10 protein-coding genes are annotated in these 21,671 nt (G+C 60.9%); 7 read left to right on the forward strand and 3 right to left on the reverse strand.

The features are described from left to right. Position 1 precedes the first annotated feature (1 nt). Positions 2-13,927, forward strand: a complete 13,926-nt coding sequence (locus FG13_RS02875) for a hemagglutinin repeat-containing protein (protein WP_152598654.1) — start codon at positions 2-4, stop codon at positions 13,925-13,927. A gap of 852 nt (positions 13,928-14,779) precedes the next feature. Here FG13_RS02875 and FG13_RS02880 read toward each other — a convergent pair. Together FG13_RS02880 and FG13_RS02885 are read right to left on the reverse strand one after the other, a co-directional pair. After that, positions 14,780-15,313: an ankyrin repeat domain-containing protein gene (locus FG13_RS02880; protein ID WP_035818222.1), complete on the reverse strand. Its 534-nt coding sequence runs from the start codon at positions 15,311-15,313 to the stop codon at positions 14,780-14,782. 39 nt (positions 15,314-15,352) lie between these two features. Beyond that, complete coding sequence (locus tag FG13_RS02885; RefSeq protein ID WP_035818224.1) at positions 15,353-16,552, reverse strand: YbfB/YjiJ family MFS transporter; 1,200 nt, start codon at positions 16,550-16,552, stop codon at positions 15,353-15,355. Between the two features lie 306 nt (positions 16,553-16,858). On the opposite strand from FG13_RS02885, the gene FG13_RS02890 reads away from it, so the two are divergent. The 6 genes from FG13_RS02890 (at position 16,859) to FG13_RS02910 (ending at position 20,904) form a co-directional block, all read left to right on the forward strand. Next, on the forward strand, positions 16,859-17,533 hold the full coding sequence (locus FG13_RS02890; RefSeq protein WP_051958413.1) for a CsgG/HfaB family protein: 675 nt from the start codon (positions 16,859-16,861) through the stop codon (positions 17,531-17,533). An 8-nt stretch (positions 17,534-17,541) separates the two neighbouring features. Continuing rightward, entirely contained in the window at positions 17,542-17,910 is a 369-nt protein-coding gene (locus FG13_RS02895) for a DUF4810 domain-containing protein (protein ID WP_225240994.1), read from the forward strand. Next, positions 17,907-18,569: a DUF799 domain-containing protein gene (locus FG13_RS02900; protein WP_034788080.1), complete on the forward strand. Its 663-nt coding sequence runs from the start codon at positions 17,907-17,909 to the stop codon at positions 18,567-18,569. Before FG13_RS02895 ends, FG13_RS02900 begins: the two co-directional genes overlap by 4 nt. A gap of 110 nt (positions 18,570-18,679) precedes the next feature. After that, positions 18,680-18,856 (forward strand): hypothetical protein, encoded by a 177-nt coding sequence (locus FG13_RS30355; protein ID WP_161784140.1) that lies wholly within the window; start codon positions 18,680-18,682, stop codon positions 18,854-18,856. A gap of 78 nt (positions 18,857-18,934) precedes the next feature. After that, positions 18,935-19,600, forward strand: coding sequence for a response regulator (locus FG13_RS02905; RefSeq protein ID WP_035818227.1), 666 nt, complete (start codon positions 18,935-18,937; stop codon positions 19,598-19,600). Beyond that, positions 19,594-20,904: an ATP-binding protein gene (locus FG13_RS02910; RefSeq protein WP_035818231.1), complete on the forward strand. Its 1,311-nt coding sequence runs from the start codon at positions 19,594-19,596 to the stop codon at positions 20,902-20,904. Before FG13_RS02905 ends, FG13_RS02910 begins: the two co-directional genes overlap by 7 nt. A 66-nt stretch (positions 20,905-20,970) precedes the next feature. Here FG13_RS02910 and FG13_RS02915 read toward each other — a convergent pair whose 3' ends face one another. Then, the gene (locus FG13_RS02915) at positions 20,971-21,609 is read right to left on the reverse strand and encodes an NAD(P)H-dependent oxidoreductase (protein ID WP_035818233.1); all 639 of its coding nucleotides are present in this window, start codon (positions 21,607-21,609) and stop codon (positions 20,971-20,973) included. Positions 21,610-21,671 lie beyond the last annotated feature (62 nt).

The raw sequence follows: 21,671 nt of genomic DNA on the forward strand, positions 1-21,671 counted from the left end.
GGTGGCTGGCCAGTTGCAGCTGAACGTGGCCAATCTGAACAACGCCAGCGGCGACATCGTGCAGACGGGCACAGGCAATACCGTCATCACCACGGCCAAGCTGGATAACACGGCCGGCCGCATCGCTGTCAACAGCGCGAACCTGGCCCTGAATGCGACGGTGTTGACGAACATCAACGGCAAGCTGGAGCACGCAGGCGCTGGCGTTCTTGCCATCAACGCGAACCAGTTCAACAACCAGCATGGCAAGATCACGGGCAATGGCAAGCTCGATATCACGGCGATCACCTTGGATCATCGCAATGCGACGACGGTGGCAAATCAGCTGACCATCAATGCCGGTACGCTGGACAACCGCAGCGGCAGCCTGGCGCAGACGGGCACCGGCTTGATGACGGTCGCGGCCACGGGCCAGCTCGACAACACAGACGGCAAGATCGAGGGCAATGGCGATGCGCTGGTAAAGGCCACAACCTTGCTGAACAGTACGGGCCGCATCGTGGCGGCGCAGGATGCCGCGTTGAACTTCGGTAGCCTGGATAACAAGGATGGCACGGTGGCAACAGGCCGTCATCTGGCATTGACCGGCGATGACATCGACAATACCAAGGGACAACTGCAAGCCGTGGCCGGTGACGCGACCTTGAACGTGGGCAAGTTGAACAACAACGCAGGCAGCGTGTTTGCCGGCGGCAACCTGAACGCCACCTTGGCTAGCCTGAACAATACGGGCAGCCTGTACGCGGCCGGCAATCAGACCTTGAACGCCAGCGGCGCCATCGTCAACACGGGCGTGATCGCGGCGCAGGGCAACAACAGCATCACGGCGAAGTCCATCGATAGCAGTGCAAGCAGTTTGATCGGCGCTGGCATGCAGGCCGATGGCAAGCTGGGCACGGCTGGTGACTTGATTATCAATACCGCGCAAACGCTGGCTGCGCATGGGCAGAATCTGGCGGCGGGCAACGCCAATCTCACTGGCGCTAATGTGGATCTGTCTGGCAGCCAGACCAGCGCCGCCAACATCGGCCTGACGGCAACCCAGGGTGACGTCAGCTCGAATAAAGCGGTGGTGACGACACCGGGTACATTGAATGTGACGAGCACCACGACCCTGCATAACATGGACGGCACGGTGCAGGCAGGCCAGCTCAACCTGCATGTGGGTAACTTGGACAACGCCAAGGGCACGGTACTGCAGACTGGCACGGGCGATACGAGGATCGTCACCGGCAGTCTGGACAACACGGCCGGGCGCATCGCCGTCAACAGCAGTAATCTGAACATCGATGCCGTCAAGGTCACCAACAAAGAAGGCAAGATCGAGCACGCGGGTACGGGCATCTTGGATCTGCAAGCAGGCGTGCTGGACAACAGCAAGGGCCGTATCACGTCCGCCGCATCGGCGGAAATTGTCAGCAAGGCGGCGCTGAACAATACCGATGGCGTGCTGGCTGCGGTCGCCGACTTGTACGTCGGCGGCGTCACTGTCGACAACACGCGCGGTGTATTGCAGGCGGATAATTTGCAGCTTGATGCGGCAACCTTGCTGAATCAGCAGGGGACAGTAAGCGCCGGCAAGGACCTGACGGCGCGCCTCAGCGCAGACTTGAACAATGCGGGCCTGCTGTATGCGGGCCGCAACCAGCAGCTGACGGTGGGCGGCTTGCTGAGCAACACGGGATCGATTGCCTCCGTCAACAACACCCATATTACGGCTGGCAAAGTCACCAGCAGCGGCTTGCTGGGCGCCGGCGTGAACGCGGACGGTAGCCTGGGTACGGCGGGCGATCTCACGGTTAGTGCCGATGGCGTGCTGCAAGCGAGCGGACAGAACTTGGCGGCGGGCAGCGCCGTGCTGAAGGGCGATTCCATTGATTTCTCGGCTAGCCAGACGGGCGCCGCCAACATCGCCATCACCGCACGCAGCGGCGACGTATTGACGAATAAAGCCGTTATCTCGGCCAGCAACGTGCTGGCCATTACGGCCAACGCGAATAACGCCCAGTCGCTGGTGAACAGCCAAGGGCAACTGGTGGCAGGGCAGTTACAGCTGAACGTGGCCAATCTGAACAACGCCAGCGGCGACATCGTGCAGACGGGCGCAGGCGACACCGTCATCACCACAGCCAAGCTGGACAACACGGCTGGCCGCATCGCTGTCAACAGCAATAACCTGGTCCTTAACGCCACGGTCTTGACGAACATCAATGGCAAGTTGGAACACGCAGGCGCGGGCCTCCTTGCCATCAACGCGGGTCAGTTCAACAACCAGCATGGCAAGATCACGGGCAATGGCAAGCTCGACATCACGGCAGCCGCCTTTGATCATCGCAATGCGACGACGGTGGCCAATCAGCTGACCATCAATGCCGGTACGCTGAACAACCGCAGTGGTAGCCTGGCGCAGATGGGCACTGGCTTGATGACGGTCGCGGCCACAGGCCAGCTCGACAACACGGGCGGCAAGATCGAGGGCAATGGCGACGCACTGGTAAAAGCCGCAACCTTGCTGAACAGCACAGGCCGCATCGTGGCGGCGCAGGATGCCGCATTGAACTTCGGTAGCCTGGACAACACGGAAGGCACCGTGGGCGCCGGCCGCAATCTGGCATTGAACGGTGGCGACATCGACAATACCAAGGGACAACTGCAAGCCGTGGCTGGCGATGCGACCTTGAACGTGAGCAAGTTGAACAACAACGCGGGCAGCGTGTTTGCCGGCGTCAACCTGAACGCTACCCTGGCTAGCCTGAACAATACCGGCAACCTGTACGCGGCCGGCAATCACACCCTGAACGCCAGCGGCGCCATCGTCAACACGGGCGTGATCGCGGCGCAGGGGAACAACAGTCTTACGGCGAATAGCCTCGACAGCAGTGCAAGCAGCCTGATCGGCGCCGGCATGCAGGCCGATGGCAAGCTGGGCACAGCCGGTGACCTGACGATCAGCACTACACAAACGCTGGCTGCGCATGGCCAAGTCCTGGCAGCAGGCAGCGCCAATCTGACCGGCGCCAGCGTGGATATGTCAGGCAGCCAGACCAGTGCCGCCAACATCGGCCTGACGGCAACACAGGGCGATGTCAGCACGAACAAGGCGGTGGTTACGACGCCAGGCACGCTCAACATCATGAGCAATGCCACCTTGCACAACACGGAAGGCACCTTGCAGGCTGGCCAACTCGATCTGCACGTGGGCAATCTGAACAACGCCAAGGGTACCGTGATACAGACGGGCTCGGGCGATACCGTCATGCAGACGGGCAAGCTGGACAATAGCGCCGGGCGCATCGCTGTCAATAGCAATAATTTGACCCTGGGTGCGGCCACCTTGACGAATACGGGCGGCAAGATCGAGCATGCGGGGGCCGGCACCCTGGCCATCACGGCGGCCAACTTGCAGGGAGCCGGCGGCAGCATCATCGGCAATGGCGCCGTCGATCTCAAGGCTGGCTTGCTGGACCACGCCAACGCGACCACCACGGGCCATACCCTGAACGTGCAGGCAGACAGCTTGAGCAATCGGGGCGGTCATCTGCTGCAAACGGGCGTGGGCGGCATGACGGTCGCCGTCACGGGCCAGCTCGACAATACGAGTGGGGAAATCGCCGGCAACGGCGTGCTGTCGGTGCAGACCGGCAGCCTGGACAACACCAAAGGCAAGATCACCTCGGCAACGTCCGCCGACATCGCCAGCACTGGCGCACTCGTCAATACCGACGGCGTGATCGCGGCGGCGACCGATTTGCACTTGGGCGGTGCCATCGACAATACGCGCGGCTTGCTGCAGGCGGGCACTGGCGCCTTGCGACTGGATGCGGCCAGTCTGCGCAATGCGCAGGGCACGCTCAGCGCGGGCACGGATATCGCGGCCAAGGTCAGCGGCGACGTGCTCAACGCTGGCGTGCTGTATGCGGGGCGCAACCAGACCCTGGATGTCGGTGGCGTGCTGAGTAATACCGGCTCGCTGGCCGCACTGGGCAATACGACGATTACGGTAGGACAGCTCAGCGGCAACGGTTTGCTGGCGGCAGGCATGCGCGCCGATGGCAGCTTTGCCTCGGCCGGTGACCTGACGGTGACAGCCCGTGGCGCCTTGCAAGCCGGTGGCCAGAACATGGCGGCGGGCCAGTTGCAGCTGACGGGCGCATCGGTCGACGTGGGCGGCAGCCAGACCAGCGCGGCGAATGTCGGCTTGACGGCCTTGACGGGCAATGTGACGACCAGCAAGGCCGTTGTGTCGACCAACGGCTTGCTGGCCATCATGGCGAATGCCGCCAACGGGCAGGCACTGGTGAACCAGGGCGGCAGCCTGAGCGCCGGGCAACTGTCCCTGCGCGTTGCCAACCTGGACAACACCAAGGGCACCTTGATCCAGACGGGCGCTGGCGACACGGTCATCGAAACGGGCAAGCTGGACAATACAGGCGGGCGCATCGCCGTCAACAGCGCCAATCTGCGCCTGCAGGCGGGCGACCTGACGAATATCGACGGCAAGATCGAGCATGCGGGCAAGGGTGTGCTGGACATCCGCGCCACGAATCTGTACGGCCAACGTGGCCAGCTGACAGGCAATGGCGCGCTGCAGGTGGCGGCCAATTATATCGATCATCGCAACGCCAGCCTGCTGGCGCAGCAGGTGAGCGTCTCTGCTGGCATCCTCGACAATCGCCAGGGGCAGATCACGCAGCTGGGCACGAGTGCGGCAACGGTACTGGCCAGCACGCGCCTGGACAATAGCGGCGGCAAGATCGAAGCGAACGGCAACGTGCGCGTGGAAACGGGCGAGTTGCTCAACGATCATGGTCGTATTGCGTCTGCGCAAGATGTCAATGTGGCAGCGACGGGCAAGCTGGACAATACCAGCGGCGTGATCATTGCCGGGCGCGACCTGACGTTGGCCGGTGGCAAGGTGGACAATACGCTCGGACAATTGCAGGCAGCGGGCGGCAATGCGCAATTGACGATGGACGAGCTGCTCAATGCACAGGGCAGCGTCATTGCCAGCGGCAATCTGACGACGACGGCGGGCAGTGTGCGCAACAGCGGCAGCCTGTTTGCCGGTGGCGAGCAAGTGCTGAAGCTGAGCGGGGCGCTGGAGAATGACGGCGTGATCCTGGCCCAGGGCAACAACACGATCAGCGCCAATAGCGTCAACAGCGGCGCGGCCAGCCTGATCGGCGCGGGTGTGAAAGCAGATGGCAGCCTGCAAACGAGCGGCAACTTACAAGTCACGGCGCAGCAGGCATTGGGAGCGCATGGGCAAGTGCTGGCGGCAGGCATTGCCGTCCTGGGTGGCGGCAGCGTCGACCTCGGCGGCAGCCGCAGCAGTGCCGGCAATATCAGCCTGACGGCGACGACAGGCGACGTCAGCACCAGCGGCGCCGTGGTCACCACGCCGGGGGCCTTGACGATCACGGCCAGTGCGAATAGCCAGACCTGGAACAACCAGCGCGGCGATATCAGTGCCGGCCAGCTGGCCGTTGGCGTTGGTAACCTGAACAACCAGCAAGGCAGCATCGTGCAGACGGGTGCCGGCAATACGGCCATCGAGATGACGGCGCCCGCCGGCGTGCTGGACAACACGGGCGGACGCATCGCCGTCAACAGCGCCAATCTGGGCCTGAAAGCGGCCACCCTGACGAATACGGATGGCAAGATCGAACACGCGGGCAGCGGTACATTGAGCCTGCAAGCCACGCAGCTCAATGACCTGCGCGGCCAGATCACGGGCAATGGCGCCCTGGTCGTCACAGCCGGCGCCATCGACCACCGTAATGCCAGCACCATCGCGCAGCAACTGAGCATAACGGCCGCGACCCTGGACAATGGGGGCGGCAACCTGACGCAGCTGGGTAAAGGTGATGCCAGCATCCAATTGACGACCAGCCTGGACAACCGCGGCGGCACTATCGCCAGCAACGGCAACACGACGATTGTCGCACCGACCCTTAACAACCAGGGCGGCAAGCTGCAGGCGGCTGGCACGGCCAACCTGACGGTGACGGCAAGCAATGTGCTCGACAACCGCCATGGCGGCGCTATCGCCGGGGGCGGCAATGTCATGCTGGGTGCCGGAAATCTGCTGAACCAGGGCGGCAGCACCACGGCAGGCGGGCAGCTGACGGCGAACGTGGCGCAGGCATTCAACAATGCGGGCGGCTTGCTGGCCGCCACGGGCAACATGACCGTGAACGCGGCCAGTGTCGACAACAGCGCCGGCGGCAAGCTGGCCTCGGTGCAGGGCCAGTTGCAGGTGATCTCTACCGGCGCCACCATCAACAGTGGCGGCACCCTGCAAGCGGGTGGCGACATCATCCTGCGCAATGGCGGCCTGTGGAACGGGCAAGGCACCATTGCCGGCGCGAACGTCACGCTCGACACGCATGGCCAGGTATTCAACAACAACCAGGGCACCTTGGCGGGTGCAGGAACCGTCAACTTGCAGACGGGTATCCTGGACAACGATGGCGGTTTGCTGCAGTCGGGCGGCGCCATGAACATCGATACGCACGGCAACGCCTTGCTCAATACCAATGCGGGCGCGTATGCCGTGCGCCATCCTGGCAGCGCTGGTGGCATCAGCAGCGGCGCCGGCCTCAGCCTGCAAGCGGGCAGCTGGAACAATGCGGGTGGCTACCTGGGCGCCGCTGGCAACATCACGGGCAGCGTAGGCCAGCTGGATAACCGTGGCGGCCAGGTCGTCGGCAAGTCGGCGCTGGACCTGACCCTGAGCGGCTTGCAAAACCAAGGCGGGCAAATCCAGGTGCTGGGCAATATCGGCCTGAACGCGGGTGGCGGCAGTATTAATAACCAGCAAGGCTTGATCCGCTCCGGCGCGGCGGTAACATTAACAGGCGGCGCAATTGACAATGCCAACACGCTGGGCGCCAACCAAGGCATCGAAGGCATCCATGTGACCCTGAACAGTGCCAACGTCAGCAATGTGCAAGGCGCGGTGCGCGCGGACGGCAACCTGGCGATCAACAGCGCGGGCAGCGTCAACAATACCCTGGGCATGCTCAGCGCCGGTGGCACGCTGGCGCTGCACGATGCCGGTTCCGGCCGTGGATTGGCCGTGACCAACTCGGGCGGCACCATCATCGGTGGTGTGCGTACCGACATCCGCGCGGGCAGCCTGAGCGGCGACGGCAAGGTGTTGTCACAGAAGGACTTGGCACTGGACCTGGCCGGCAATTTTACGCTGAATGCCGGGGCAGAACTGATGGCCAACGGCAATGCCGATATCACCATCGGGGGACAACTGACCAACGCCGGGAAAATTCAGGCGCTCAGCATGCTGACCCTGGGCGCCGCCAATTTCGATAACACGGCCACGGGCGACATCAACGCGGGCACGACGCGCGTCAACGTCGGCGGTCTGCTGAACAACCGTGGCGTGATCGACGGCATCAGCACACAACTTAACGTCGGCACACTGAACAACATGGGCACGGGCCGCATCTACGGTGATCATCTGAGCATCGGGGGCGGCACCGTCAACAACGACGTGGAAGGCGGCGTGGCAGCCACCATCGCGGCGCGCGAGCGCCTCGATATCGGCGTCACGACACTGAACAACCGCGAACACGGCCTGATCTTCAGCGGCGGCGACATGGCCATCGGCGGCTATCTGGACGGTAACCGCATCGCCACGGGCTGGGCGGGATCAGTGACAAATGCCAGCGCGACGATCGAGGCGCTGGGGAGTCTGGATTTGAGTGCGAGTCAGTTCCGAAATTTAAATATGCATTTCAGGATCGAGACGCTCGATAGCGGACCTGAATCCGTTGTGGAATTTGAGAGCCTGGCCCCTGGAGAAGAAGGTAAGCGGTATCGGCTAGGTGCTGAGGGCGTCTACGAAAATAAAACGGGTGAATACTACCATCTGGTCGTCAATGGTGTGAACAACGTGAGGGATTACAAAAGATATGTGCTTACCCGCACCTCGCGCAAGGATACGGTCGTTGAGACAGATCCCGGGAAATTGCTGGCTGGCGGAAATATCACGATTCACGCCAGCAGTGCTCTTAATGACCAGAGTCACGTTATCGCTGGTGGAGTGCTGAAAGTCGAGGGAACGACACTGCTTGCTCCAGAGGTGAAGCTGCAGACATACTTTCGTGAATCCGGCTCGGTGCAGAATATTCTGTACGGGCCAATATCGGCTACCGGCGGTGCCATGAGTATGGCCAAGGGATCATACCGGTACGACCCTGTCGAGAAGAGTTCGTCGGATATCGTCAAGCAGATCTATGAAAAAGCGAGTTATACCTCTCCATCATCGACAGGCGTGAGCGGCGTCAACGGCAGCACCAGCGCCACCGGCGCCACCAGTGCAAATGTGACGCACACGGCAGTGAATGGCACGCCTGGGAGCGTTGCAGGTGTGAATGCTGCTGGCGGGACAGGCGCCGCGACAGCCAGTGGCACGGGGGCATTGAGCGGCGCCAGCGGGACGGGCAATGCGGGGCAGGCGGGAAATGTCGGCGCGCTCAGCGGATCGACCGTCGCTGGTGCCACCGGGGCGGGCGGACAAACATCAACGTCTGGCATCGACACTAGCCGTGCCACAGTGGGCGTCGACAGCAGGAGCGCGGACGCCGTTGCCGCGCAAGGCATGCAAGATGGCAGTGGCCGGATCGGCAATGCGGGGAAAACAGCCGGTCATGGCGCGGTGCAGGGCGGTTCCATCGGCGCGGCCACGGGCAATGGCGACGCCAGCGCTGTCGATTCCGCCTTGCTTGCGCGCGAGGCGCAAGGCGGTTCGGGCGCAGTCGGCGGCGGCAGCGGCCTGCAAGGCAGCGGACGCCTTGGCAGCGCCGGTCAAGCCAGAGGGCATGGCAGTGTGCAAGATGGCGGCGTTGATGCCGTCAGCGGAGTGGCTGGCGCCGGCAAGGTGGATGCGGGATTGCTGGCAAAAAATGCGCAAGGCGGTCCTGCAGCGGTAGGCGGCAGCAGCGGTTTGCAGGGTAGCGAGCGTGCCGGCAATGCTGGCCAGGCGCTGGGCCTGGACGGCGTCAAGCAGGTGCTTGCGGCCGGCGCCACGGGGCCGGGTACGGTCACGCAGTCTGGCATGGCCGCAGTGAATGGCGCCACAGTCTCGAGCGCCACCGGTGGTGCATCGCATGTTGCCGGGGCCAGTGGCACTTCCGCCGGACGCATGACGGTCATCGGCCAGGTTACATTGGCGAATCCTTCCGGCCGCGCCCAGGTGGTGCGTACGACGTCGCCTTCCACGCAAATTCCGAATGCCAGCCTGTTCAGGACGAGTCCCGGACCTGCGTCGCGCTTCCTCGTGGAAACGGATCCCCGTTTTGCCAATTACAAGGACTGGACGGGGTCGGATTACCTGACCAGCAAGGTCCAGCTCGATCCGACAGTGACTCAAAAGCGCCTGGGTGATGGTTTTTACGAGCAACGCCTGGTGCGCGAGCAGATCGCGGAACTGACAGGGCAGCGCTTTACCGGCGATTATTCCACCGATGATCAGCAGTATCGAGGACTGATGGATGCCGGTGCTGCCTTTGCCCAGACCTGGGACCTGCGTCCCGGCTTGGCGCTGACGCCGGCACAGATGGCGGCGCTGACCAGCGATATCGTCTGGCTGGTGGAGCAGGACGTGACCTTGGCCGATGGTTCCACGCAAAAGGTGCTTGTGCCGCAAGTTTACGTGCGCGTACGTGAAGATGACCTTGATGGCGCAGGCAGTCTGCTGGCAGGCAAAGAAGTCGATATCCGCCTGTCGGGCGACCTGGTGAATGGCGGAACCATTGCCGGCCGTGAAGTCGTATTGTTGAATGCCGAGAATGTCAGCAATTTGGGTGGCCGTGTCGGTGCCGATAACGTCGGCATCGCGGCGCGCAAGGACTTGAATAATCTCGGAGGTACCATCTCGGCGAATAGCGCACTGCAGGCAAGTGCCGGACGCGACATTAATATTTCCACGGGCACGCTTGAGGACGGGCGTTACCTGGGGCGCGTGGCGGGGCTGTACGTCAACGGCGATACCGCCGGTGGCGGCAGTCTGGTGCTGAATGCGGGAAGGGATGTCAGTATCGCCGGCGGTATTGTCAGCAATACCGGCCAGGGCGGCGTCACGGCAATCTCTGCCGGGCGCGACCTGAGCGTGGAGACAGTGGTCGCCACCTCCGGTAGCGGCTTGTCGGCCAAGCGCATCGAGCAGCAGGCAGGTGAAGTACACGGCGACAAAGTGGCGCTGATCGCTGGCAATGACATTAGTAACCGCGGCGGCAGTGTCGTGGCCGAATCCCAGTTGCTGGCCAGTGCTGGCCGCGATATCAATGTGGTCAGCACCACCGTCAGCAACGCCAGCCAGAGATGGACGGGCAACACGTCGACCAGCACCAGCGTCGGCACGACGGCAGGCATGTACGTGACGGGTACGGATGAGGGTGCCGCTCTGATCGTCCAGGCAGGGCGCGATGTGACGGTGACGGGCGGCGTCATCGCCAACGCGGGCGTGAATGGCCAGACCAGCGTGATCGCAGGCAATAACCTGACCTTGAATACCGTCACCGTCGCCTCCACCCACAATGAGATACGCAATGCCGACAATTACAGCAAGCAAAGCAAAACCAGTGAAGTAGGCAGCCAGATCATGGGGGCTGGCAATGTCAATTTGCAGGCGGGGCATGATCTGCTGGCGCGCGCGGCGGATGTGCAGGCTCAGGGAACGTTGGGCTTGGTGGCGGGCAATGACATCAGCCTGGTCAATGGTTTCCAGAACGAAGTGAGCGATGTCGCCAGCAAATCGACGAAGAAGGGTTTCTGGAACAAGACTACCACCACCAAGCATGATGTGGTCGATACCACCACGGCGATCGGCACTTCGCTTGGCGGCAGCAGCGTGACGGTGCAGGCCGGGCGCGATCTGCAAGTCACGGGGTCGAGCATTTTGAGCGACGATGCGACACGATTGCTCGCAGGTAATAACATCACGATCGACGCGGCTACCAATACGGTATACGAACTGCATCACACGAGTACCAAGAAAAGCGGCTTCATGAGCAGTGGTGGCATTGGCTTCAGCTATGGCACCAAGACCACGACGGTGGACCAGGAACGCGACGCCACCTTGCAAAGCGGCGAGGCGCGCAGCTCGATCGGCGCTACGGGCGGTGCGTTGACGATGGTCGCAGGCAATAACGTGACGATAGGCGGCAGCGATATTCTTGCCGCCACCGATCTCGACATCATCGGCAAGAGCGTCACCATTAAGCCGGGGCAGGACAATGAGAAGGGCAAGTTCGAAGTCAAGACCACGCAGGATGGCTTGACCCTGGCCCTGGGCGGCAGCGTGATCAGCGCCATCCAGACCCTGCAAACCATGAGCAAGGCAGCCAGCACGGCCAAGGATGGCCGTGTCACGGCGATGGCGGCGGCGACCACGGCGATGGCGGCGAACGGTGCGGCCAAGGACATGATGAAGGAAGGCGGGCCAAGTATCAGCATCAGCCTGACGGCGGGCCATTCGGAGAGTATACAGACGCAAACGACGGCCAGCACCACGCATAGCGGCAGTGTGCTGACGGGTAACAATATCAACATCACGGCCTTGGGCGGTGGCAAGGATAGCAATATCAATATTCTGGGCAGCGACCTGAACGCGAAGAACGATATCCGCCTGCATGCCGATAACAATGTCAACTTGCTGGCGGCACAGGATACGGAAAGCCAGCACAGCAAGAGTTCCAGCATGAGCGCGTCGGCTGGCGTGGCGGCCAGCGTCAGCAGCAAGGGCATGTCCTTCGGCTTCACGGCTAGCGTCAGCGGCAGCAAGGGGCATGAGGACGGCGACGGCACGACGCAGCTCAATACGCATGTGAATGCGGGCGACAAGCTGGTTATCACAAGCGGTGGCGACACCAACATCAAGGGCGCCGTCGCCAGCGCCAACCAGGTCATTGCCGACATCAAGGGCAACCTGAACCTGGAAAGCCTGCAGGACACGGCCAAGTTTGACAGCAAGAGCCAGAGCCTTTCCGTCAGCGGTACCGTGGGCTTTGGCGCCAGCGTCAGCGGCAGCTATAGCCAGAGCAATATGCACAACGACTACGCCAGCGTGCAGGAGCAGAGCGGCATCAAGGCGGGCGACGGCGGCTTCCAGATCAAGGTGGGCGACAATACGGACTTGAAGGGAGCCGTCATCAGCGCCACGGAGGCGGGCAAGCTGAACAGCAGTTTGACCACCGCGACCCTGACGCATAGCGACATTGTCAACCATGCGATTTCGAAGGGCAGCAGTGTGGGGGTGTCGGGTGGAATGTCGTTCGCAGGTACGGGGCCTAAAAACGATAACCTCACCAACGTCGGCGGTGAGAAGGATGCCAAAACCGCAGGTTTGCCAATTATCGTGGGGACTAGCGAAAATTCCAGCAGCACCACGCGTAGCGGCATCAGCGGCGGCACACTCGTCATCACAGATGACGCGGCCCAGCGCTCGGCGACGGGCAAGGGCGCGGATGAAGCTATTGCCGGTGTGAATCGCGATGTGACGACCGGGGTCGATTCCAGCGGCAAGATTGGCAACAACTTTGACAAGGCCGCCTTGCAGGCGACGATGGAGGTGACGAAGGAATTCATCAAGGCGGCGGCACCTTTGGTTGCCAACTGGGTAGGGGACATTGGCGCACAAAAGCAAGACGCCGCCAAGAAAGAATTAGACAGAAATAAAAGTTTGGCTGAAGAAGCGAAGAGAAGCGGTAACGAAGAAGAAGTTACGCGCTTCGAGAAATTGGCCACGCAAGCGAAAGAAAACTATGAATCGTGGGGGGATAATGGTGCAAATCGTATTGCTTTGCACGCTGGAACGCAGGGTCTGATTGGTGCATTGGCTGGCGGAGGGGCTGGCGCACTTGGAAGCGCTTCCGGAGTTGTGGGTGGGAATCTCGGCCAGAAACTAGGCAAGGAATTGGCGGAGAAGGAGACCGATCGACTGAAGTTAGGTGAGGTTGATCGGCAGATATTGATTAATTCTTATCAGCAGACGATGGCAAGTTTGGGGGGCGCGATCGGTGGCATTGTGGTGACAGGCGCTACTGGGCAAAGTGGAACTAGTGTATTGGCTAATATATTGCAAGGAAGCGATAGTGCTACGGTTGTTGACTTGTACAATAGGCAATTGCATGATGATGAAAAAAAATTAATTGAAAAAAAATCAAATGGAAATATTGAGGGGGAGAATAGATTAAAAAAAGCTGCGTGTTACGAGGTAAAGTGCTGGGCACAATATCCAATCGGTAGCGCTGAATATAACGAAAATTATGTTGGTGCTGTAGAGGTTTTGGGCTTAAGGAAGGAGTCAGAGTGGGTTAAAAATAAAAAAGAGGATGGTTATTTTAATTATTCTGGTGGAGAGAAGTTTATTGATGATCTGAGAGGTGAAGCTGTTCCTGCTATTTTGAATGGGGTGAAAGTTGTGACGGGTGGGCTTACTGTTTCGACAGGCTATACTTTATGTCAAACTACGCTAATTGGATGTGTCCCCGGATTACCAATGATGGGATTTGGTGCAGGAAATATACAAGAAGGATTGACTGGATTATATAAGCAGAATAATGGAAGTGGTGTAATTGGAACAAATTTCATGAAAGATGGTTTTAATAAAGTTAGTCCTGAGTGGGGCGGTGTGGCATATTCTAGTTTTGATTTTATGTTTGGGGTTGCTGCAATGCAGGCAAAAGTGCCTTTAACCGTTGGTAAAGCCGATGGCTTGAATCGAGAAAAATCCATGTTTGATGTAAAAGTACCTATGTTTAATAATCCAAAGCTTATTCCAATTACAAAACTTCCTTTCCCAAATGGAACCAATCAAGATGTCATGTTGTTTGGTGTTGGAGTAAAAGGGAAAGCTATTTTTGATGAATTTGATAAGCGCGGAGGGAATGGTGTTAAGAGGTGATTTTCATAATTTTCTGAGGAATGGCATTGTAATTATTTGCGTGTCATTTGGTACTTCTGGTTTCTATTCTTTTGTTATTGCGGCTATTTTTCGCATGATATTCAGTATGAAGGAAGATATTGCGTTTATTTGGATTGGGGGGCCGTGTTTTTTTATATTTAGTATTTTGTCATTTATTTTTTTGCCAAGAGTTTTGCGTAAAGCAAAAATTATTGATTAGTTGTATATCAGGTGTGAGCAGGGGCCAGGTCCAGGTCCGCCTTGCGTACACGGTCTCAACCTTTGCCGTCTCGATCCACAGCAAGTTGCGCTTTATTAAATGCCGATACGGCCCGACTGACTGTCTTGCTCGAGACGTGAAAAGCGGCGGCGATGTGGGACATGGTAAAAGCGGCTGAAAGATAAGCGCGTGCCATTGCCTCGTCTCTGTCGCGATAGCGAGCGTGATATTGCGCGAGTGACAGTGTGACAGTGTGACAGCGCGGCGCTGCTGCCTTGGCGTATCTTTGAATGCATCGGAACGCTGCGATTGCTGATGTGCCGACACGAAGGGATCATCGCCCAGAAGAATCTAGTGACAAGTGCGAACGAGCGGACCAGTTTCTTCGATCCTGACTGCGACAAACGGGCAATGACGGATTTTGCTGGTGAGGGTATTTTTGAGGGTATCGGCAACTGAATAACGTAGAAAACACCGAAAAATCAACCGCTTAGCAACCTCATTGACAATCGAGTGGGAATAATCTCCCATCCGGCGCCGTAAGCTAATACCGGATCAATGAAGCAGCTAAGCCTCTGATTCTCAGTTTTTTTAAACGCCAGTCGCAAAACCGCTGGCGATATCTGCATGGACTACGCAGTCTGCCCCAAACTGACCAGGCGGCCCAGCGTTTCCTGCGCATTCATGCTCTTGGCCAGCGAAACCGCGCTCATGCCGCGGCTGTCCACGGCATCAATGCGGGCGCCGTGTTGCAGCAGCAGGTCGAGGATGGGCAGGCGGTTGAACATGGCGGCCATCATCAAGGGGGTCTTGCCGTCCGGGCTGGCGCCTTCCACCTTGGCGCCGTGCTGCAGCAGTAGCTCTGCGATGTCCAGGTAGCCTTTGTAGGCCACGCCGGCCAGCGGCGTCTGGCCCTGGTCGTTGGGCACGTTGGCGTCGGCGCCCGCTGCGAGCAGCAGGCGCGATGTTTCCAAGTGGCCATGGTAGCTGGCCAGCATGATCAGGCTGTCGCCTTTTTCGTTGCGAAAGTTCACTGGCACGCCCTGGGCTACCATGGCGCCCAGTTGCTGCGTGTCGCCTTCGCGCACCAGGGCGAACAGGCCCTGGATGAATTCCAGCGTCTCGGCATCCATCGTTGTAGGGATTTTTCGTGCGTCGTTGGTCATCGTGTTCTTTCCGCGAAGGTGGTTAATGCCATAAGTCTACTATGCGGCCGTTGCCAGCGCCTTTTGCCGCGCGGCCAGCGCCGCGCCGATGAAGAGGGCGATGGCCGAGGCGATCAAGCCCCGTTCCAGGCCGGCCGGGCCATCGGCGATCCAGCCGACGACGATGGGGCCGGCGATCTGGCCCAGCGCAAACACCGTCGTGTAGGCGCTGATGCCAGCCGTCCAGGATTGTGGCGGCAGGTTATGCCGCACCAGGGCCGTGGTCGACGCCACCACCGACAGGAATACTGCGCCGAAGACGAGGCCTGAAAGGAACACGACGGGCGCAAAGCTCGTCAGCGCGGGCAGGATGGTCACTGCGCCCAGCACGCCATTCAATATCGCCAGCGATTCGCCGCCCTTGTAGCGGTCCAGCATGCGCGCCCAGATGCGCGACGACGCCACCACCGCCAGCCCCAGCAAGGTGTAGAACACGGTAATCAAGGTGGCGCTCATGCCTTGCTGCTTGAGCAGGGCGATGACGAAGGTCATGTAGCCGATATAGCCGACGCCAAACATGAAATAGCCGGCCAGGCTGGGGGCAAAGTCGCGCCAGGCGAAGGGGCGCGGCGTGTCGACGGCGCGCGGCGCTTCGCCGATCGCCTTCGCCGGCAAGGCCATGATGGCAGTGGCGAGCAGGCAGGCGATGCCCAGTGCCAGCCAGGGCCACTGCCAGGCATGCGCAGCGCCGTGCTCTTGTGCAGCGGCCAATGCGGCCGGCACCAGCAGGGCAGACAAAGCAATGCCGAAACCCGTACCGCCGTAATACAGCCCGATGTAGAAGCCGGCGCGCTGGTTGTGCATGGAACCGAGCCGCGCCGCCAGCACGCCGCCGGCGATGAACATGAAGGCGCTGGCCACGCCCGCGCACACGCGCTGCAGGAACAGGGTGGCCGTGTCGCTGACGAGGCCCGACATCAGCATGAAGATGCTCGCCAGCACGGAACCGATGATCAGCAAGCGCCACACGCCCAGGCGGCGCATCAGGGCGGGCGTGGCCAGGGCGCCGAGAAAATAGCCGAGCGCATTGAAGGTGTTCATGGCCCCGGCCAGCAGGTAGGACCAGCCCAGGTCGGCGCGCATGGGCGGCAGCAGCAAGCCGTAGGAAAAGCGCGACAGGCCGAGGGCGACGGCGGCGCCCAGCGAGAGCGCCAGCGCCGTGGCCAGCGGATGGGCCGGGGAATGATCGTGTGTCGGCATGGCCTTGGGATCCGTCTATGTGAACAGCGTGGCGTTGGCGCCGGGGCAGGCCGGCGGGCGAGGTCTGTGTGGGACAGTGGCATAGGGCGCTGACGACACGCTTTTTTACTATCAAGTTAATGAATTGGCGCTGGGAAGTCAAGCAGGGCCACGCCTGTGTATGGCGGGCAATCATGCAATCCTTGCCATCGTTACTTTTGGAGAGAATTGTGAGACATGCAATACCATATAATTGCCATTAGGAAATTAACTTGCTAAAAATCAATTTTGCAGGTGGCTCCTGATCTTCCATCTCATAAGGGCACTATGAACAAGAATAAACCCGGCGCGTTGTTGATTGCAGCGCTGATTGGCACGGCGTTGGCTGGCTGCGCTTCCGAATCCTCGCAAGCTTTGGCTGTCCCTACGGTTGCCAGCGCAGCCCGTCCCTACGTTGGTCCACGCACGCTGATCGCTGTCGGCAAGTTCGACAATCGCTCGAATTTCATGCGCGGCATCTTTTCCGATGGCGTCGACCGCCTGGGCAGCCAGTCGAAAACGATTTTGATTGCGCACCTGCAGACGTCCAACCGTTTCAACGTGCTCGACCGCGACAACATGGCAGAACTCAAGCAGGAAGCCGAGTTCAAGAAGCAAGGCCAGAATATCAAGGGCGCCGATTTCGTCGTCACGGGCGACGTGACCGAATTCGGCCGCAAGGAAGTGGGCGACAAGCAATTGTTCGGCATCATGGGCCGCGGCAAGACGCAAGTGGCCTATGCCAAGGTTACCTTGAACGTCGTCAATATCGCGACCTCGGAAGTCGTGTACTCGGCTGGCGGCGCCGGCGAATACAGCCTGTCGAACCGTGAAGTACTGGGTTTTGGCGGCACCGCCAGCTATGACGCCACCCTCAACGGCAAAGTCCTGGACCTGGCCATGCGCGAAGCGGTCGAGCGCCTGGTGGCTGGCGTCGAAGCGGGCGCACTGCGCAAACAATAAGGTATCCCATGAAAACAATGATGAACAAGGGCGCAGCCCTGCTGGCGCTGCTCGCCTGTGCCGCCCTGACCGGTTGCGCCACGCAATCGAAGACCCTGTACCAATGGGAAGGCTACCAGCCGCAAGTGTATGAATACCTGAAGGGTGAAAGCCCGGAGCAGCAGATCGCCGCCATGGAAAAAGACTTGCAAGTGATCGGCGCCAAGGGCAATCACGCGCCGCCGGGTTACCACGCCCACCTGGGCATGCTGTACTCGATCGCGGGCAAGCCGGAGCAGGTCGCCGCGCAGTTCGAAGACGAGAAAAAACTGTTCCCGGAATCGACGCCGTACATGGACTTCCTGTTGGGTAAATTGAAAAAAGGCGAGAAATTATGATGTCGCGCATGTTGAAAATGGCCCTGTGCCTGGGTCCCGCCATCTTCATGGTCGGTTGCGCCACCAAGCAGGCGGCATACGATTACACCGCCTTCAAGGCAGCTAAGCCCCGCTCGATCGTGGTCTTGCCGCCGTTGAACAATTCGCCGGAAGTCAATGCCGGCAACAGCGTCTACGCGCAAGTGACCTATCCGCTGGCCGAAGCGGGCTACTATGTGCTGCCGGTGGCCGTGGTCGGTGAAACCTTCAAGCAGAACGGCTTGACGAACGCCGCCGATATCCACGGCGTCGATGCGAAAAAGCTCAACGAGATCTTTGGCGCTGATGCGGGCCTGTACGTGACGATCTCCAAGTACGGCACGACCTACGCCGTGATCGACAGCGTGACGGTGGTCTCGGTCGATGCCAAGCTGGTCGACCTGAAGACGGGCGCCTTGCTGTGGCAGGGCGCGGCCAGCGCGTCGAGCAACGAAGGCAACAACAGCGGTGGCGGCGGCCTGGTCGGCATGCTGGTGACGGCGGCCGTCAAGCAGATCATCAACACCAGCACCGACGCCAGCCATCCGCTGGCTGGCACGGCGAATGCGCGCATGCTGTCGGCCGGCGTGCCGAATGGCCTGCTGTACGGTCCCCGTTCGGAACGCTACCTGGCACAGTAATCGTAATACCAGGCCTTGCGCTGTGCAGGGCCTGACACATATTGCTTGTTTGTAAATATATAAAATAGTATATTCATCGGATATTTCCAACCCAACCTTTAAGGAATGATATGAAAATCAAGGCTATTTTCTGTGTTGGCGCGGTATCCCTGCTGGCTTTTCTGCCCGTATCGCAAGCGGCCCAGCCTGGCGAGGCGCTCGCTGCGGCGGCACCGCTATCGAATGGCGTGGCGCTGTATCCCCAAGAAGGCAATATCCCGCCGTTCCGCGGTTCCGGCTCCAAGTAAGGCCGCCGCGGCCGCCCATGCGGCGCGGCGCCGCTCAAGGTAAGATGGTGGCATTTTCAAGACCTTGAGAGGCCCTGGGTGCGCGTATTGCTAGTGGAAGACGATCCGATGATCGGGGAAAGCCTGGTCGAGGGCTTGCGCGGCGAGTGCTACGCCGTCGACTGGGTGCGCGACGGCCACGATGCGGAGCTGGCGCTGGCTGGTTTCGCCTACGATTTGATGCTGCTGGACCTGGGCTTGCCCAGCAAGCAGGGCATGGACGTGCTGCGCAGCATGCGTGCGCGGGGCGCCGAGTTGCCCGTGCTGATCATCACGGCGCGCGACGGCACGCCGGCCCGCGTGGAAGGCCTGGACAGCGGCGCCGACGATTACCTGGTCAAGCCCTTCGACCTCGACGAGCTGCTGGCGCGCATCCGCGCCTTGCTGCGGCGCCGGGTCAGCCGTTCGCGCTCCGTCATCGAGCATGGCGCGCTGATCCTCGACCTGGCCAGCCACGACGTCACGTTTGAAGGTGAGCTGATCAAGCTGCCGCCGCGCGAGTTTTCCGTGCTGCGTGCCTTGCTCGACCATCCGGGCAAGGTGGTGTCGAAGCGCCAGCTGAGCGAAAAGCTGTACGGCTGGGATTGCGAAGTGGAAAGCAATACCGTCGACGTGTACGTGTACCAGTTGCGCAAGAAGCTCGGTGCTGACAGCATCCAGACCGTGCGCGGCGTGGGCTACAAGATGCGGGTGGCAGCATGCTGACCATCCGCCGTCAGTTGCTGCTCGGTTTGCTGGCCGCCACCTTGCTGTGCGTGCTGGGCGCCGGCATTTCGCTGTTCCGCTCTCTGCTGGAAGAAACCAATGAACTGGCCGACTTGCAGCTGCGCCAGCTGGCCGTGGCCTTGCCCGACGAGTTCGAGACGCAGACGGGCCTGGCCGCCGCGCAAGACCCGGAAGAAGCGTTCGTGCTGCAGGCGTGGGATGAAGACGGCCAGCCCTTGCCCGTCTTGCAGGGCCAGCCGGCACTGCCGCGCTATGCGCTGGCCGGCTTTGCCGATGTCGTGCTGCACGGCGAGGACTGGCGCCTGTACGGCGAAACTCGGCGCGGCCGCTACGTGCAGGTGGCGCAGGCGCAGGCCGTGCGCGACCAGCTGGCCTGGCAGATGACCACGCGCGCTGGCGCACCGCTGCTGGTGTTCGCGCTGATCCTGGCGCTGCTGATCGTCGCCGTGGTCGGGCGCGCGCTGGCGCCGCTGCACCGGCTGGCCGAATCCGTGGCGGGCCGTTCGCCGGACGCCCTGACGCCGCTGGCGGCCGACGACATGCCGCCCGAACTGCGGCCCGTGGCTTTGGCGCTGAATAGCCTGATGGGGCAGTTCGAGGCGGCGCTGACGGCGCAGCGCACCTTTGTCGCCGATGCCGCGCATGAATTGCGCTCGCCGCTGACGGCGCTGAAACTGCAGCTGCAGGTGGCCGAGCGGGCCGGCACCGAGGAAGAGCGCCGCGTGGCCCTGGCGCGGCTGCACGAACGGCTGGATCGCAGCACGCACCTCGTGCGCCAATTGCTCAGTCTGGCGCGCCATGAAACGGCGTTGACTTCCAGCCAGCTGCACACGGTGGACCTGGGGCAATTGCTGGAAGCGGCCGTGGCCGACCACAGCGCGCTGGCCGACAGCCGGGCGATCGACCTGGGCGTGGTGGAAGCGCCGCCGGCCAGGGTATTGGTGCAGGCCGATCCCGACGGCTTGCAAGTGTTGCTGAATAACCTGATCGACAACGCCTTGCGCTACACGCAGCAGGGCGGCAGGGTCGACTTGCAGGCGGCGCTGGAAGAGGGCCGGCCGCTGCTGCGCGTGTCCGACAACGGCCCGGGCGTGCCGCAGCAGCACCATGCGCGTCTGTTCGACCGCTTCTTCCGTCCCGACGGCAACGACGCCTGGGGCTGCGGCCTGGGCCTGTCCATCGTGCGCCACATCGCCGAGCACCACCAGGCCGACATCGCGCTGGCCGATGGGGAAGAGGGACGGGGCCTGCAAGTGACGGTGCGCTTCCCGCAGCCAGCCTGAAAGCAAAAAAAGCGGATGCCGGCGAGGGCATCCGCTTTTCAGTCACGGGCGAGGCGCTGAAAACGCTTACGCCAGCTCGGTGATGAATTGCTCGCGCGCAGGGCGCACTTTTTTCAAGTCCACGAGCCAGTCGCCTGCGTCGGCGCGGTAGCCGAGCGGCAACATGACGACGGAACGCAGGCCTTTTTCGCGCAGGTTCAGGATTTCGTCGACCTTGGCCGGATCAAAACCTTCCATCGGCGTCGAATCGACCTTTTCCTGCGCTGCGGCGATCAGGGCCGTGCCCACGCCGATGTAGGCCTGGCGCGCCGCGTGCTGGTAGTTGGTTTCCGCATCGCGCTGCGGATATGTGGCCAGGATTTGCTGGCGGTACGCTTCCCAGCCTTCGTTCTTGAAGCCGCGCACTTCATTGACCAGGTCAAAGCGCGCGTTGATGCGTTCTACCGTGTAATTGTCCCAGGCGGCAAACACCAGCAGATGCGAGGCGTCCGTCACTTGCGACTGGTTCCATGCGTGCGGCTTGATCTGCTCGCGCAGGGCCGGATTCGTCACGACGAAGACTTCGTAAGGATGCAGTCCGCTGGAGCTGGCCGTCAGGCGCACGGCTTCCAGGATGCGCTCGACCTTGTCTTGCGGCACCGTTTTCGTCGGATCCATCTTCTTGGTGGCGTAGCGCCATTGCAGTGTTTCGAGCAGTGCGGACATGTCAATCTCTTTCATAATGAATAGTTCAGATTGGAAATGATAGCGGATTCGGGCATTTCAAG

The organism is Janthinobacterium sp. RA13 (assembly GCF_000745325.1).
GTDB classification, from domain to species: domain Bacteria; phylum Pseudomonadota; class Gammaproteobacteria; order Burkholderiales; family Burkholderiaceae_D; genus Janthinobacterium; species Janthinobacterium rivuli.

Bases quoted from the DNA above. Each gene is read 5' to 3' on its own strand.
- FG13_RS02880 (WP_035818222.1), bottom strand. From the start codon at position 15,313: ATGACCAACGACGCACGAAAAATCCCTACAACGATGGATGCCGAGACG.
- FG13_RS02885 (WP_035818224.1), bottom strand. From the start codon at position 16,552: ATGCCGACACACGATCATTCCCCGGCCCATCCGCTGGCCACGGCGCTG.
- FG13_RS02890 (WP_051958413.1), top strand. From the start codon at position 16,859: ATGAACAAGAATAAACCCGGCGCGTTGTTGATTGCAGCGCTGATTGGC.
- FG13_RS02895 (WP_225240994.1), top strand. From the start codon at position 17,542: ATGAAAACAATGATGAACAAGGGCGCAGCCCTGCTGGCGCTGCTCGCC.
- FG13_RS02900 (WP_034788080.1), top strand. From the start codon at position 17,907: ATGATGTCGCGCATGTTGAAAATGGCCCTGTGCCTGGGTCCCGCCATC.
- FG13_RS30355 (WP_161784140.1), top strand. From the start codon at position 18,680: ATGAAAATCAAGGCTATTTTCTGTGTTGGCGCGGTATCCCTGCTGGCT.
- FG13_RS02910 (WP_035818231.1), top strand. From the start codon at position 19,594: ATGCTGACCATCCGCCGTCAGTTGCTGCTCGGTTTGCTGGCCGCCACC.
- FG13_RS02915 (WP_035818233.1), bottom strand. From the start codon at position 21,609: ATGTCCGCACTGCTCGAAACACTGCAATGGCGCTACGCCACCAAGAAG.